We start from the raw sequence: 14,099 nt of genomic DNA on the forward strand, positions 1-14,099 counted from the left end.
CCGGGTCAGAGGAGCGTCGCGGTGTACCGGCCGGCGGCGGCGGCGGTGAGGAAGTAGGGCAGGTCCTCGTCGAGGCGGCGGCCCATCGTGGACATGCGGACGCCCCATTCCTTCTCGGCGGCGCGCAGCTCGTCGGCCAGGCCCTCGACGCCGACGGGGACGAGGGTGTGCCGGTCCCCGAGGACGGCGGCGTCGGCGGCGACGCGCGCGCCGAACTCCCCGCCCAGTTCGGGCACGGGGACGCGGGCGGGCGCGAGCGCGACGCGCCCGTAGGCGGTGAGGCTGTGGTGGGACACGCCGACGTGCCGGTCGCGCCTGTCGCCCTCGCTGACGCGCAGCGACGCGACGGGCCGGCCGGACAGGACGGCCGCCGCGTTCACGGCCTCGCCCGCCGAGACGCCGGAGAAGCCCCATTTCGTCCCGGTGCCGAGGTTGCCCGGCCCCTGCGCGAGGATGATCACCTCGGCGCCCAGGACGAGCCGCGCGGCGAGCAGCCCGGTGTGGACGGTGACGGCCTCCAGGTCGCCGCCGAACGACTGCCCGGTGGTGACGGTCGCGGCGAGCGCGCCCGCCTCCTTGAGCCGGGCGATGGACATGGAGAACCAGGCGGGCAGCGCGCCGCCGTCCGGCAGGACGTAGACGGCGCGGGTGCCGGGCCGGGCGGCGAGCAGCCCGGCGAGGATCGGCGGGAGCGCCGAGTGCAGGTCGGCGACGACGACGGGCGCGCCGTCGAGGGAGTCGGCGTCGCGCAGCACGGCGTGGTGCGGGGAGTCCTGCTCGTCCGCGCCGAGGACGGTGGCCTGCAGCGGCGTGTAGCGGGCCTTGACGAGGTGGCCGGGCCCGGCCGGGTCGGGCGGGAGCCGGTCGGGGATCGCGACGACCATCGCGTAGCCGCCGGTCCCCAGGCCCATCGCCAAGGCCGTAGTGTTGAGCAGGACGGTGTCGCCCGGCTCGGGCCGCCCCACCAGCGCGGGGTAGGCCAGGGCGCGGTGCGCGCCGTCGCCCCCGATCACGACGTCCAGCTCGATCGCCCCCGGCCATTCCCGGCGAACGCCCTCTACCGTGCCTTTGCGCCATCGGATCACACGGAGAACGGTAGCGTCCGACCGGTGGGGCGCGGGGCCGATCCGCGGACTCGCCGTGCGGAGAACGAGCAGAGAAGAGGTGGCACGTGTCGCGGCGCAAGACCGAGCGCCTGCTCAACCTGGTGGTGTGCCTGCTGGCCACCCGGCGCTATCTGACGGCCGAGCAGATCCGCCGCGCGGTGCCCGGGTACCCCGACGGCGACGACGCGTTCAAGCGGATGTTCGAGCGGGACAAGGAGGAGCTGCGCGAGCTGGGCGTCCCGCTGGAGGTCGGCAGCGACCGGACGGGCGGCGGCGGCGAGGAGACGGGTTACCGGATCCCCCCGCAGGACTACGAGCTGCCCGACATGCGGCTGGAGCCGGACGAGGCGGCGGTCCTCGGCCTGGCGGCGCGCGTGTGGCAGCGGGCGAGCATGGCCGACGCGGCGTCCGGGGCGCTGCTGAAGCTGCGCGCGGCCGGGGTGGAGACCGGCGACGCGGGCGCGGCGGTCGGGGTGGAGCCGCGCGTCGGCACCGACCCGGCGTTCCCCGCGCTGTGGGAGGCGGTCCGCGACGGGCGGCCGGTGACGTTCCGGTACCAGGGCGTCGGCCGGACGGAGTCGGCGGTGCGGCACCTGGAGCCGTGGGGCGTGGTGAGCCGCCGGGGCCGCTGGTACGTGGTCGGGCACGACCGGGACCGGCGCGGCACGCGGGTGTTCCGGCTGAGCCGCATCCACGGCGCGGTCGCGCCGGACGGTCCGCCGGGGACGGTCGAGGTGCCGGCCGGCGTGGACGTCCGCAAGATCGCGTTCGACTCGGTCGAGCCCGCCGGGGACCCGCGTCCGGCGACGGTGCGGCTGCGGTCGGGCGCGGCGCAGGGCCCGCGCCGGTGGGCGGCGGAGGTGCGGCCGGGCGGGGACGGCTGGGACGAGGCGGTGCTGACGTTCCGCGACGCCGACCGGTTCGCGCCCTACCTCGCGCGGTTCGGCGGCGACGTCGTCGTCCTGGACCCCCCGGACCTGCGGGAGGCGGTCATCCAGCGGTTGAAGGCGGTCATGGTGGCGAACACGGCGGCGGACGGCGCTGACGGCACAGACGGCGCGGACGAGACGGCGGTGGGCCGGTGAGCGCGGCGGCGGGAGCGGGGACGACGTCCACCGACCGGCTGGGGCGCCTGCTGGCGCTCGTGCCCTACGTGGTGAGCCGGGACACGGTCGCGGTCGAGGAGGCCGCCGCCGCGTTCGGGATCAGCGAGAAGCAGCTCATCGACGACCTGAACCTGCTGTGGTGCGTGGAGCTGCGCGCGCCCGACCCGTACTGCCCGATCGACCTGTCCTACGAGGGCGGGGAGATCACGGTGGCGGAGGCGGAGTCGATCGCGCGGCCGCTGCGGCTGAAGGTGGACGAGGCGGCGGCGCTGCTGGTGGCGCTGCGGATGCTCGCCGACGTCCCCGGGCTGCAGGACCGCGACGCGCTGAGCCGGGTGATCGCCAAGCTGGAGACGGCGGCGGGCGCGGCCGCGCAGGTCGCCGGGCAGGTGTCGGTGGAGGTGGGCGGCGCGGCCGACCGCGAGCACCTGGCGGTGCTGCGGCGGGCGCTGTCGGCGGGCCGCCGCGTCCATCTGACCTATTACGTGCCGGGCCGCGACGAGACCACCGAGCGCGACGTGGACCCGATGCGCCTGCTGGTCGTGGAGGGCAGCACCTATCTGGAGGGCTGGTGCCGCCGCGCGGAGGCGGTGCGGCTGTTCCGGGTGGACCGCATCACCGGGCTGGCCGTGCTGGACGCGGCGGCGGAGGTCCCCGACGGGGCCGAGCCGCGCGACGTGGACGGCGGCCTGTTCCGCCCGTCCCCGCGCGACGAGAGCGTCACGCTGGAGCTGGCCCCGGCGGGCCGGTGGGTCGCCGACAGCTACCCGTGCGAGAGCGTGACGGAGCTGGGCGAGGGCCGGCTGCGGGTGGTGCTGCGCACGCCGGACACCCGGTGGGTGCGGGGTCTGGCGCTGCGGCTGGCCGAGCAGGGCCGGGTCGTCGCGCCGCCGGAGCTGGCGGCGGCGGTCCGCGCGGAGGCGGCGCGCGCGCTGGCCCTGTACGACAACGCGTGAGGGGTCGGATAGCGTGGCGGCCGTGGGATGGACCGGACTCGCCGTCGGCCTCGGCTTCGCGGGGCTCGCCGTGCTCGCGTACTGCTCGTTCCGGGTCTACCTGGGGGTGCGCCGCCTCGGACGTGAACTGGGGAGGGCCCGCGCGCGGCTGGCGCCCAAACATCAGGAGCTGCGCGGCGAACTCCGCGATCTCCAGGACTCCCGGACGCCACAACCGCCGTCCGACGGCGTACGATCAGGCTAAGTAACACCTGCTGAAGAGGGATTCTTTCATGGGGAACATCGGTACTCCCGAGCTGCTGATCATTCTGCTCGTCGTCGTCCTGATCTTCGGGTCCGCGAAGCTCCCGCAGCTCGCCCGTTCCCTGGGCAAGTCGGCGCGCATCCTCAAGGCGGAGACCAAGGGCCTGCGCGACGACGAGGAGCAGCCCGCCGCCGCGGCGGGACCGGCGGCCGAGCCCGCCGCGGCGCCGTCCGCGCCGTCCGCGCGGGACAGGGCGGCGCAGCTCCGCGCCGAGGCCGCCCGGCTGGAGCGCGAGGCCGCCGAGCAGGAGGGCCGCCGCCCCGGCGCGCTGCCGTCCGGCGAGCCGATCGAGGGCGTGCCGGTCAGCGACTACGGCCGCAACCAGCGCTGACCCGCGCCCCCTCACCGGGCGAACCTCCCTCGACCTGACTCGAAGAGCCCATGCTGAAGCTGACGACACGGCGGACCGTCGACCCCGAGGGCCGCATGTCCCTCATGGAGCACCTCCGTGAGCTGCGCAACCGGTTGATCAAGGCCATCCTGGCGCTGGTCGTCGGCGGTGTCATCGGGTGGCTGTTCTTCGACCCCATCTGGGACTTCCTCAAGCAGCCGTACACGAGGATCCCGCCCGAGCACTGCATCGACCACAAGTGCGACCTGGTCGTCCACGGGATCTTCGACGGCTTCTTCATCCACCTCAAGGTCGCGCTGATCGCCGGCGCGGTGATCTCCTCGCCGGTGTGGCTGTACCAGATCTGGGCGTTCGTCGCGCCCGGGCTGTACCGGCGCGAGCGCCGCTGGACGTACACGTTCATGGCGGCGGCGATCCCGCTGTTCCTCGTCGGCGCCGTCCTGGCGTACGTGACGATGGACAAGGGGCTGAAGCTGTTCGTCGGCCTCGCGCCCGGCGACACGATCGTCCTCGTCGGCATCCAGGACTACCTGGGCTACGCGCAGGCGATGCTGCTGATCTTCGGGCTCACCTTCGAGCTGCCGCTGTTCGTGGTGATCCTCAACATGGCCGGGGTGCTGAGCTTCCGGACGCTGATCAGGACCCAGCGCGTCACGATCTTCGCGATCTTCGTGTTCGCGGCGGTCGCGACGCCCAGCGCGGACCCGTTCACGATGCTCGCGCTCGCCGTGCCGACCGTGGTGCTGTACGAGGTCGCGGTGCTGCTGGCGTTCTTCAACGACCGGCGGCGCGCCGCCGCGCCCGACCCCTACGAGGGGCTCTCCGACGACGAGGCGTCCCCGCTGGACCTGGAGCCCCTGGACGCCGAGCCGGAGGGCCGCGGCCGCCGCGGCTGACCCGCCCGCCGGGGCGGCGCCCGGCGCGAACCGGGGGAAGAAACCGGCCCCCGAAGTGGGAATCGGGCCGCGCGAAACCGTAGGCTCGAATCCATGACCGCCCCCGACACGCAGTCGGCCGACCAGTCCCCGGCACAGCGGTACGCGCGCTACCGCGCGCGCACCGCCGGGAACGGTCCCGCGCTGCTCGACTTCCAGACCCTCTACGACTTCGAGCTGGACCGGTTCCAGATCGAGGCGTGCCGCGCCCTGGAGGGCGGCAGCGGCGTGCTGGTCGCCGCGCCCACCGGGTCCGGCAAGACGATCGTCGGGGAGTTCGCCGTCCACCTGGCGCTCGCGGCGGGCGCCAAGTGCTTCTACACCACGCCGATCAAGGCGCTGTCGAACCAGAAGTACGCCGACCTCGTCCGCCGGTACGGGCCGGGCAAGGTCGGGCTGCTCACCGGCGACAACAGCGTCAACGGCGAGGCCCCGATCGTCGTCATGACGACCGAGGTCCTGCGCAACATGCTGTACGCGGGGTCCTCGACGCTGGGCGGCCTGGCGTTCGTGGTGATGGACGAGGTCCACTACCTCGCCGACCGGTTCCGCGGCGCGGTCTGGGAGGAGGTGATCATCCACGTCCCCGACTCGGTGCGGATCGTCGCGCTGTCGGCGACGGTCAGCAACGCCGAGGAGTTCGGCGAGTGGCTGCAGGCCGTCCGCGGCGACACCGCCGTCATCGTGGACGAGCACCGGCCCGTCCCGCTGTTCCAGCACATGCTGGTCGGCACCCGCCTGTACGACCTGTTCGTGGAAACCGGCAAGGGCAAGGACCGGCAGGGCCGCCTCAACCCGCAGCTCCAGCGGATGGCCGTCGAGGAGGTCCGCCGCGCCAAGGTGAACCAGGGCCGCCGCACCGGGCACCGCCGCGCGCCGCGCCCGCAGCGGTTCCGGCCCCCGCCGCGGCCCGACGTCATCTCCCGGCTCGACCGCGCCGGGCTGCTCCCGGCGATCACGTTCATCTTCAGCCGCGCCGGGTGCGACGCGGCCGTCCAGCAGTGCCTCCAGGCGGGGCTGCGGCTGACCTCCAAGGAGGAGGCCGAGGAGATCCGCGCGCACGTCGAGCTGCGCACCGCCGACATCCCGCGCGACGACCTGCGCGTCCTCGGCTACGGCGACTTCCTGGCCGGGCTGGAGCGGGGCGTCGCCGCGCACCACGCCGGGATGCTCCCGACGTTCAAGGAGATCGTCGAGGAGCTGTTCGAGCGCGGCCTGATCCGCGCGGTGTTCGCCACCGAGACTCTCGCGCTCGGCGTGAACATGCCCGCCCGCACCGTGGTGATCGAGAAGCTCGACAAGTGGAACGGCGAGGCGCACGTCAACCTGACGCCGGGGGAGTACACGCAGCTCACCGGCCGCGCGGGGCGGCGCGGGATCGACGTGGAGGGCCACGCCGTCGTGGTGTGGAACCCGAGCGTGGACCCGATGTCGGCGGCGGGCCTGGCGGGCGCGCGGACGTACCCGCTGAACTCCAGCTTCCGGCCGTCCTACAACATGGCCGTCAACCTGGTCGGGGCGGTCGGCGCGGAGCGGGCGCGCAACCTGCTGGAGGAGTCGTTCGCGCAGTTCCAGGCCGACCGGGCCGTCGTCGGCCTGGCCCGGCAGGTCCGCAAGAACGAGGACGCCCTCGCCGGGTACGCCAAGGCCGCCGACTGCGAGCTGGGCGACTTCATGGAGTACGCGGCGATGCGCCGCGCCCTGTCGGACCGGGAGGCCGTCGCGTCCCGGGAGCGGTCGCAGAACCGGCGCGCGGAGGCCGCGAAATCGCTGGAGCGGCTGCGGCCCGGCGACGTCATCCTGGTGCCGTCCGGGCGGCGCTCGGGCGTCGCGGTCGTGCTCGACGCGGGCGTCGGCCGCCGCTCCGACGGGCCCGCGCCGCTCGTGCTGACCGCGTCGCGGTCGGTGCAGCGGCTGTCGGTGCAGGACTTCCCGCGCGCCGTGGAGCCGGTCGGGCGCGTCCGCGTCCCCAAGTCGTTCAGCCCCCGCAACCCGCAGGACCGCCGCGACCTGGCCGCGACGCTGCGCGCCAAGGTCCCCGACGACGCGGCCGAGCGGCGCCGCCGCCGGGACACGCCCGCCGTGGACGACGCCGAGATCGGACGGCTGCGCGCCGAGCTGCGCGCCCACCCCGTCCACGCCTGCCCGGACCGGGAGGACCACGCCCGCTGGGCCGAGCGGTACTTCCGCCTCGAACGCGACACCGAGCAGCTCCGCCGCCGCGTCGAGGGCCGCTCCCAGGTCATCGCCCGCACCTTCGACCGGGTGTGCGCGGTGCTGGAGCAGCTCGGCTACCTGGAGGGCGACACCGTCACCGACGAGGGCCGCCGCCTCGGCCGGATCTACAACGAGCTGGACCTGCTGACCGCCGAGAGCCTGCGCGAGGGCCTGTGGGAGACGCTGGAGCCCGCGGAGCTGGCGGCGTGCGTGTCGGCACTGGTGTTCGAATCGCGGCAGTCCGACGAGGCCGCGCCGCCGCGCGTCCCGTCCGGGCGGGTGCGCGACGCGCTGGAGGCGATGGTCCGGCTGTGGCGGGAGCTGTCGGACGTCGAGCGCGACCACCAGGTGTCGTTCCTGCGCGAGCCCGACCTCGGCCTGGCGTGGACGGCGCACCGGTGGGCGAGCGGCGACGACCTCGACGAGGTCCTGATCGACGCGGGCCTCACCGCGGGCGACTTCGTGCGCGCCGTCAAGCAGCTCCTGGACCTGCTCGGCCAGGTCGCCGACGCGGCCCCCGAGGGCAGCCGCGTCCGGACGACGGCGCGCCGGGCGATGGACGCGATGCGGCGCGGCGTCGTCGCGTACTCGTCGGTCACCTGACGGCCCCGCGCGGCCGCCGCAACCCCCCGAGGAGGCCCCCGTGACCCCCGTTCCGCGCGGCGAGCCCGCGCTGCTGGCCATCAGCGACGTCCACACGGCGTTCGAGGAGAACCGGGCGGTGGTCGACGCGATCCGGCCCGGGCACCCCGGCGACTGGCTGATCGTCGCGGGCGACGTCGCCGAGCGCGCCGCCGACGTCGAGGCGACGCTGGCGCTGCTCGCCGACCGGTTCGCGCACGTGGTCTGGACGCCCGGCAACCACGAGCTGTGGACGCCGCCGGGCGACCCGTGCGCGCTGCGCGGCGAGGAGCGCTACCGGCACCTGGTGGCGGTGTGCCGCCGCCTGGGCGTCAGCACGCCCGAGGACCCGTACCCGGTGTGGACGGGACCGGGCGGCCCCGCGACGGTCGCGCCGCTGTTCGTCCTCTACGACTACTCGTTCCGCCGCGACGGGATCGCCTCCAAGGAGGCGGCGCTGGAGCTGGCGCGCGAGAACGGCGTGGTCTGCACCGACGAGGTGTACCTGCACCCCGAGCCGTTCGCGAGCGCGGACGCCTGGTGCCGGGACCGCCTGGAACGGACCCGGGAACGGCTCGCCGGGCTGGACCCGGCCGCGCCCCCGGTGCTGGTGAACCATTTCCCGCTGGTCCGCGAACCCACCCGGATTCTGCGGTATCCGGATTTCGCGCTCTGGTGCGGGACGGAGGAGACCGCCGACTGGCATGTCCGGTACGGCGCCGCCGCGGTCGTGTACGGGCATCTGCACATTCCCCGGACGACGTGGCACGACGGCGTCCGTTTCGAGGAAGTGTCGCTCGGATACCCGCGCGAATGGCGGACGCGGGCGTCGGGTCCGGCGCGGCCGCGGCAGATCCTGCCCGCGCCCGCGCCGCTCGGGTGAACACGCCCGTACAGTCGCCGTGAAGTAGGGCGAACCGCGCGTCTACCGTCTCCGACGACAAAAAGGAAAACCTACCCCGCCGCCGGGGAAGGGGCAGCGAAAAGGGCCGGGTGATAGCCTCACCCGGCCCTGTTCGGCGTACCGTGCCCGCACCGCCCGGAGTTCTAGACCCGGACCGGTCCGAGAGCGCGCCGGACGATCAGTGCGCGGCCTCGTACTGCTCGATCACCGTGGCGGGAATACGGCCCCGCTCGTTGACCTTGATGCCCTGTGACTTCGCCCACTCGCGAATCTCGGCGGACCGCTCGCGGTTGTTCTGCGTGCGCACCGGGCGCGCGCCCTTCGCCGGCTTCGGCCGCGCCCGCCGGGCGCTCTGCACGAACGGCTCCAGCCCCGCGCGGAGCTGGGCGGCGTTCTTCTTGCTCAGGTCGATCTCGTAGGGGACGCCGTCGAGCGAGAAGCTGACGGTCTCGTCCGCCTCTCCGCCGTCGATGTCATCGACGAGGAGAACCTCGACCTTCTGTGCCATGCGGGGACTCCCTTGCTAAGCATCCGGCTTGGCATCCGGATGGGCCTCGATGAACGCAGCATAGACCTCATCAGAGATTTTGCCACGCTCGGAGACTTCGACGTCGGCGGACTTCGCCCATTCCCGGACGTCGCCGTTGGTGTAGCCCTTGATCTTGGCGGCGGCGGCGCTCTTGCGGCCCTTACCGGCGGCCTTCACCTCGATCGCCTTCGCGAGGAACGCCTCCAGCGTTTCGAGGGCCTCGCGCAGGCGCTTGTCGTTCTCATCGCCGAGGTCGATCGTGAACGTCCGGCCCAGCAGGCCGAAGTCACGCTTGGCGACGTCGCTCCCTTCGGAGCCGTCGATGTCGTCTACCCGAATGACCTTCTCGGCCATGTGCGCTCTGTCTTCCCTTCCGTCGCCGTTGCGGCGGTCCCGACCGTAGCGGATTGCCGGGGCGCGGTGGCGCGTCCCGGGCGCGATCTCCGGAATGGTGGCGTTCTTTACCCTCCGCCGCGGCCATTGCCGCTTAACCCGGGCGCGGCCCGGGGGCCCCGCCATTCTCCCGCCTCCGGGGACCGCGCGCGCCCGACGTCCGCCCGCCCGCGCCGGGGTTAGGCGACCCTTACTAGGGTGGGCGGCGCATCCACCCGCACCGCCCGGACCGCGTCCGGGCGCCGAGACGAGAGGCCGGTGGCCCGTGACCCAGCCCGGCAGCCCCTTCACCGACGACGTCGTCGCCGCGATCGCGCGGCACATGAACGACGACCACCCCGCCGACTGCCTGGAGATCGTCCGCGCGCTCGGCGGCGCGGACGCCGCCGTGTCCGCGCGCATGTCCGGGATGGACCCGGGCGGCATCGAGTTCACCGCCGTCGTGGACGGCGCGGAGGTGCCGGTGCGCGTGCCGTGGGCCGAGCCCGTCACCGAGCGGCCGCAGGTCCGCCGCGAGGTCGTGCGGATGTCGCAAAAGGCGCGGCGCGTCCTGGGCCTCGCGCCGCACGCCGAGCACTGACACGGGCACTGAGCCCGCCCATCTTGTCGTTCCGACGCGGCGTCGGTAACGTAGCCGACGTCACGTCGGAAAAACGGCGAAACCCCCTTCCCTCTGAAGTTAGGTAAGGCTAACCTCAGTTGCGCTTGCCCGGATGGACCGGACAACGCAGGAGGAAACGGGTGCGTGCATGAGCATGGCCGGACACGACGAGGGCTTCGCGGCCGAACTGCGCGCCGCCACCCGGAGCGACCACGGGGAGAACGAGACGTCCGCGTACATGGCGGCCCTGGTCGGGGGCCGGCTCGGCGGCGACGAGTACGCGGCGCTCATCGAGCAGCTCCACCCCGTCTACGAACTGCTGGAGCGCGCCGCCGAGGCGCTCGCGGACGACCCCGTCGCCGGGCCGTTCGCGCTGCCCGGCCTCGCCCGGCTGCGGGCGCTGGAGACCGACCTCGCCCACTTCCGCGGCCCGCGCTGGCGCGAGCGCGTCGCGCTGCTGCCGTCCACCGCGCGCTACTGCGACCGGCTGCGCGACGTCGCGTTCGACTGGCCCGGCGGCTTCGTCGCGCACCACTACACCCGCTACCTCGGGGACCTGTCGGGCGGGCAGTTCATCGGCCGCCAGGTGCGGCGCGTCCTCGGCCTCGGCGAGGACGACCCCGGCGTGCTGTTCTACCGCTTCGAGGGCAAGCCCAAGGACTACAAGGACGCCTACCGCGCCCTGCTGGACGCCGCGCCCTGGGACGCCGCCGAGCGCGCCCGCGTCATCGACGAGGTCCGCACCGCCTACCGGTTCAACGCCGAGATGGCCGCCGACCTCAGCCGGGCGCTGAGCATCGAGCCCGCCGCCTGACCGCGCGACGGCGAGGCCCGGGAGCGTTCCCAACTCCCGGGCCTCTGACAAGGTCGCGCCGTCCTGGTCACGTCCGGACGTCCGGACCGGATCAGTCTCCGTACGCCGCGTGCTGCCGTTGCACCACCGCGCCATGAGGGGGTGCGGGCCGGATTCGAACCGGCATTTCGGCGTCGCTCGTCCGTTCCGTCGTCCGACGTGTGGCGCCATGCTGATTCTGGAGCGAGAGTCTGAGTTTCAACGCGGCCGCCTCTTCCGCTGGGCCACCCCGGCACGAGGGCCGGGGAGGGGATTCGAACCCCCGCCTGTCACCGCGCTCGTCAGTCTGATCGTCTCAGTTTCAGCTTCACGCCCCCGTCGAGGGGGCGCGCCCCCGCGCTCCAGCGGGGGAGTCTCGTGGTTTCCTCTCAGCCGAGCAGGTAGCCGAACACCGCCTCGCCGACGGGCCGGTCGGCCACCTCGAACGCGTTGGCCTCCTCGCGGGCGAACTTGACCGCCTCGGCGAGGCGGTCGAGCCGGTCCACCAGCTCGTTGACGCGCCGCGCGGGCAGCGCCCCGGAGAACTTCACGGTCGTCCACTGGCCGACCGCGACGTCCTCGTAGAACACCTCGACCTGCGCCGGGTGCTTGTCGGTCGCCTCCGCCTTGACGTGGTTGAACGGGACCTTCCTGGTCTTCACCGTCCGGACCGGGTCGGTCTTCCACGCGTCGGTGGAGGGGTCGAACGTCCACGTCTCGGCGGCGTCCAGCACCGGCAGCCGCTCCAGGAACGTCCGCAGCTCCGCGAGCTGCTTCTCCAGGAACAGCAGGTAGGTGACCGGCACGCCGCGCAGCAGCGGGCGGCCGTCCACGACGACGTCGGCGCGGGCCTCGCAGTTCGCGTGGTCCTTGGCGGCGGTGACGTCGAACAGCCGGGTCAGCGCCGCCGCGGTGCCCCGCAGCGCCTCCTCGACCTTCACCTGCACGCGGGTGGACTCGGGCGGGAGCTGGTCGCCGTCCTCGTCCTTCGGCTGGTACACGCGGGAGATCCCCGACAGCAGCGGCTGCTTCTGGACGAGCTGGCGCGCCTCGGCCAGCTCGCGCTGCGCCTTGGCGCGCACGCCCTTCTCGACGGCGATGATCTGGTTCAGCTTCGGCATTCGCGCCTCCCCTCGACGGACGTGGCGACTCTAGGTGATCACCATCGGGCGGCGCATCCGAATTACCGCCGCATGGCCGTCGAAACGGACGTACAACGTCAAGGGCCGGGGTGGGCGAACGCGCGCAGGCGGCCCGGATCGAGGACGGTGATCCGCCGCCAGCCCGTCTCCACCAAGCCGCGGCGGCGCAGCTCGTTCAGCGCCCGCGCCACCGTCTCGCGGGACGCGTCCATCCAGCTCCCCAGCTCCTCCTGCGACAGCGGCGGCGCGATCGTCACCGCGCCGCCGGGCGGACGGGCGCGCGGCCCGGCCGCCGACGGCTCCGACGCCTCCGACAGCGCCGCCAGCTCGGCGAGCAGCAGCGCCAGCCGCTGCGGGCCACGCGCCGACGCCTGCGCGCGCACGCGCCGGTCGGCGGCGTCCAGACGGCCCACGACCGTCCCGCTGACCAGCCGCCACAGCGCCGGGTTGGCGTCCAGGAACGCGGTGAACCGCCCCGCCGGCACCACCAGGCCGCGCAGCGGGCCGAGCGCCGTCACCGTCGCCGACCGCTCCCGCGACCCGAGCACGGCGCTCTCGCACACCAGGTCGCCGGGGCCGCGCACGGCCAGCACGACGTCGCGGCCGTCCGCGGTGGCCGACGTCACCTTCGCCCACCCCGACTCCACGACCACCACGTGGTCGGACGCGTCGCCCTGCACGCACAGCGGCGCGCGCGCCGGGTACGGGCGGGAGCGCCCGGCGGCGCGCAGCGCGGCGCGGCGCGGCTCGTCCAGGGCCGTCCAGAACGGCACGGCGCGCGGCGGGTCTCGGTCGACGGCGGAGATGTCGGTCACGGCGGTCCGTTCCGCGCCCTCGGGACCGGGCGCGCTGCTCGGGCGGGCGCGGGCGGACGCGGCCGGTCCCGGAGGTCCGGCACCCGCGGCGGGGGAGTGGGCCGTCGAAGCCGACCGCCGCGGGTGCCGCACCGTTCCGCCCCGCGCCGGACGCCGCCCGGTCCCGAGTCGGGCGGTGCCCCGGCGCGGGGACGTCCCGCTCCGGCGGTGCCGGGAGACCCGTCGCCGCGGTCCATCGTGCCGCGGCGCGCGTGCGGCGTCTGCGTCACCTGACACACTGGGCGTTCCCGTTGTCGGGAACGCCGTCAGCGGGACGCGAGCGCGGTCAGCAGCCGGTTCACCGGGCTGTCGAGCCCCCACCGGTCGGCCAGCTCCACCAGTGCCGCCGGGTCGCGCGGCCCGGTGGGCAGCCGGTCGTCCAGGACGGTCAGCACCGGGTCGTCGATGTCGGTGACGACCCGCACCACCGTCTCCGCCGCCGCCAGGTAGCCGGCCGCGTCCGCCAGCCGCCTGCGCGCGCCCGCCGGGAAGCCCTCGGCCGACCCCGACTCCAGTGCCGCGCGGATGCCCGCCACCGACCCGAACCGGGTGACCAGCGCGGCGGCGGTCTTGTCCCCGACGCCCGGGACGCCGGGCAGGCCGTCGCTCGGGTCGCCGCGCAGCGTCGCGTAGTCGGCGTAGGCGCGGCCGGGGATCGCGTACTTGTCGGCGACCTCCTTCTCGCCCATGACCTGGAGGTTCTTCACGCCGCGCGCGGTGTAGAGGACGGCGACGGGGCCGCGGTCGTCGGCGAGCTGGAACAGGTCGCGGTCGCCGGTGACGATGTCGACGGGCCCGGCGTCGCGGCCCCGCACGGCGAGGGTGCCGATGACGTCGTCGGCCTCGTAGCCGGGCACGCCCGCGCGGGCGAGGCCGACCGCGTCCAGCACCGCGTCGATCACCGGGAGCTGGACGGCGAGCGCGTCGGGCACCTGGTCGCCGCCGTCGGCCGCGACCCGGTGCGCCTTGTAGGACGGCAGCGCCGCGACGCGGAACTCCGGCCGCCAGTCGGCGTCCATGCAGCACACCAGCCGGTCCGGCGCGCGGTCGCGGACCAGCCGGGCGATCATGTCGACCAGGCCGCGGACGGCGTTGACGGGCGTGCCGTCCGGCGCGGTGACCGACTCGGGCACCCCGAAGAAGGCGCGGAAGTACAGCGACGGCGTGTCCAGCAGCATCAGCCCGCTCATGGCGACCATCGTGGCACGCGCCCTGGCGTGCCGGTGACCTGCCGCGCTTTGGGATGC

General features: G+C 74.3%; 15 protein-coding genes. 9 read left to right on the forward strand and 6 right to left on the reverse strand.

All coding sequences use genetic code 11. From position 1 onward, the window contains the following. Window positions 1–5 precede the first annotated feature (5 nt). Window positions 6–1,085: a DUF3866 family protein gene (locus G339_RS0125330; RefSeq protein ID WP_240489895.1), complete on the reverse strand. Its 1,080-nt coding sequence runs from the start codon at window positions 1,083–1,085 to the stop codon at window positions 6–8. Between the two features lie 86 nt (window positions 1,086–1,171). Here G339_RS0125330 and G339_RS40625 point away from each other — a divergent pair, with 86 nt between their 5' ends. The 7 genes from G339_RS40625 to G339_RS0125360 all read left to right on the forward strand — a co-directional run bounded on the left by G339_RS40625 (window position 1,172) and on the right by G339_RS0125360 (window position 8,480). After that, window positions 1,172–2,191 carry a helix-turn-helix transcriptional regulator gene (locus G339_RS40625; protein WP_019633867.1) on the forward strand — a complete coding sequence of 340 codons (1,020 nt, stop codon included), beginning with the start codon at window positions 1,172–1,174 and terminating at the stop codon, window positions 2,189–2,191. After that, window positions 2,188–3,168, forward strand: coding sequence for a helix-turn-helix transcriptional regulator (locus G339_RS40630; RefSeq protein ID WP_019633868.1), 981 nt, complete (start codon window positions 2,188–2,190; stop codon window positions 3,166–3,168). The genes G339_RS40625 and G339_RS40630 overlap by 4 nt, the downstream gene beginning before the upstream one ends. A gap of 22 nt (window positions 3,169–3,190) precedes the next feature. After that, window positions 3,191–3,412, forward strand: coding sequence for a hypothetical protein (locus G339_RS38170; protein WP_240489896.1), 222 nt, complete (start codon window positions 3,191–3,193; stop codon window positions 3,410–3,412). Between the two features lie 28 nt (window positions 3,413–3,440). Beyond that, the gene (gene tatA, locus G339_RS0125345; protein WP_019633869.1) at window positions 3,441–3,803 is read left to right on the forward strand and encodes a Sec-independent protein translocase subunit TatA; all 363 of its coding nucleotides are present in this window, start codon (window positions 3,441–3,443) and stop codon (window positions 3,801–3,803) included. Between the two features lie 50 nt (window positions 3,804–3,853). Continuing rightward, the gene (gene tatC / locus G339_RS0125350) at window positions 3,854–4,720 is read left to right on the forward strand and encodes a twin-arginine translocase subunit TatC (protein WP_019633870.1); all 867 of its coding nucleotides are present in this window, start codon (window positions 3,854–3,856) and stop codon (window positions 4,718–4,720) included. Between the two features lie 93 nt (window positions 4,721–4,813). Further along, window positions 4,814–7,579, forward strand: coding sequence for a DEAD/DEAH box helicase (locus G339_RS0125355; protein ID WP_019633871.1), 2,766 nt, complete (start codon window positions 4,814–4,816; stop codon window positions 7,577–7,579). A 40-nt stretch (window positions 7,580–7,619) separates the two neighbouring features. Next, the gene (locus tag G339_RS0125360) at window positions 7,620–8,480 is read left to right on the forward strand and encodes a metallophosphoesterase family protein (protein WP_019633872.1); all 861 of its coding nucleotides are present in this window, start codon (window positions 7,620–7,622) and stop codon (window positions 8,478–8,480) included. Window positions 8,481–8,679: 199 nt separating this feature from the next. Here the strand turns inward: G339_RS0125360 and G339_RS0125365 are convergent, their stop codons facing one another. Both G339_RS0125365 and G339_RS0125370 read right to left on the reverse strand, forming a co-directional pair. Beyond that, complete coding sequence (locus G339_RS0125365) at window positions 8,680–9,009, reverse strand: histone-like nucleoid-structuring protein Lsr2 (RefSeq protein WP_019633873.1); 330 nt, start codon at window positions 9,007–9,009, stop codon at window positions 8,680–8,682. Window positions 9,010–9,024: 15 nt separating this feature from the next. Beyond that, window positions 9,025–9,384 (reverse strand): histone-like nucleoid-structuring protein Lsr2, encoded by a 360-nt coding sequence (locus tag G339_RS0125370; protein ID WP_019633874.1) that lies wholly within the window; start codon window positions 9,382–9,384, stop codon window positions 9,025–9,027. Window positions 9,385–9,688: 304 nt separating this feature from the next. Between G339_RS0125370 and G339_RS40045 the strand changes: the two genes are divergently transcribed. Together G339_RS40045 and G339_RS0125380 are read left to right on the forward strand one after the other, a co-directional pair. After that, window positions 9,689–10,003: a DUF2470 domain-containing protein gene (locus G339_RS40045; RefSeq protein ID WP_019633875.1), complete on the forward strand. Its 315-nt coding sequence runs from the start codon at window positions 9,689–9,691 to the stop codon at window positions 10,001–10,003. A gap of 169 nt (window positions 10,004–10,172) precedes the next feature. Beyond that, window positions 10,173–10,838: a biliverdin-producing heme oxygenase gene (locus G339_RS0125380; protein ID WP_205625633.1), complete on the forward strand. Its 666-nt coding sequence runs from the start codon at window positions 10,173–10,175 to the stop codon at window positions 10,836–10,838. Between the two features lie 407 nt (window positions 10,839–11,245). Here G339_RS0125380 and G339_RS0125385 read toward each other — a convergent pair whose 3' ends face one another. The 3 genes from G339_RS0125385 to G339_RS0125395 form a co-directional block, all read right to left on the reverse strand. Continuing rightward, window positions 11,246–11,977 carry a DUF7873 family protein gene (locus G339_RS0125385; RefSeq protein WP_019633877.1) on the reverse strand — a complete coding sequence of 244 codons (732 nt, stop codon included), beginning with the start codon at window positions 11,975–11,977 and terminating at the stop codon, window positions 11,246–11,248. A 98-nt stretch (window positions 11,978–12,075) separates the two neighbouring features. Continuing rightward, on the reverse strand, window positions 12,076–12,813 hold the full coding sequence (locus G339_RS0125390; RefSeq protein WP_019633878.1) for a Crp/Fnr family transcriptional regulator: 738 nt from the start codon (window positions 12,811–12,813) through the stop codon (window positions 12,076–12,078). Between the two features lie 305 nt (window positions 12,814–13,118). Then, window positions 13,119–14,042 carry a 5'-3' exonuclease gene (locus tag G339_RS0125395; RefSeq protein ID WP_019633879.1) on the reverse strand — a complete coding sequence of 308 codons (924 nt, stop codon included), beginning with the start codon at window positions 14,040–14,042 and terminating at the stop codon, window positions 13,119–13,121. Window positions 14,043–14,099 lie beyond the last annotated feature (57 nt).

Source organism: Actinomadura atramentaria DSM 43919, assembly GCF_000381885.1.
Lineage (GTDB): Bacteria > Actinomycetota > Actinomycetes > Streptosporangiales > Streptosporangiaceae > Spirillospora > Spirillospora atramentaria.

Coding starts and splice junctions, on each gene's coding strand:
- tatA (WP_019633869.1), top strand. CDS start 3,441: ATGGGGAACATCGGTACTCCCGAGCTGCTGATCATTCTGCTCGTCGTC.
- tatC (WP_019633870.1), top strand. CDS start 3,854: ATGCTGAAGCTGACGACACGGCGGACCGTCGACCCCGAGGGCCGCATG.
- G339_RS0125355 (WP_019633871.1), top strand. CDS start 4,814: ATGACCGCCCCCGACACGCAGTCGGCCGACCAGTCCCCGGCACAGCGG.
- G339_RS0125365 (WP_019633873.1), bottom strand. CDS start 9,009: ATGGCACAGAAGGTCGAGGTTCTCCTCGTCGATGACATCGACGGCGGA.
- G339_RS0125370 (WP_019633874.1), bottom strand. CDS start 9,384: ATGGCCGAGAAGGTCATTCGGGTAGACGACATCGACGGCTCCGAAGGG.
- G339_RS0125380 (WP_205625633.1), top strand. CDS start 10,173: ATGAGCATGGCCGGACACGACGAGGGCTTCGCGGCCGAACTGCGCGCC.
- G339_RS0125385 (WP_019633877.1), bottom strand. CDS start 11,977: ATGCCGAAGCTGAACCAGATCATCGCCGTCGAGAAGGGCGTGCGCGCC.
- G339_RS0125395 (WP_019633879.1), bottom strand. CDS start 14,042: ATGAGCGGGCTGATGCTGCTGGACACGCCGTCGCTGTACTTCCGCGCC.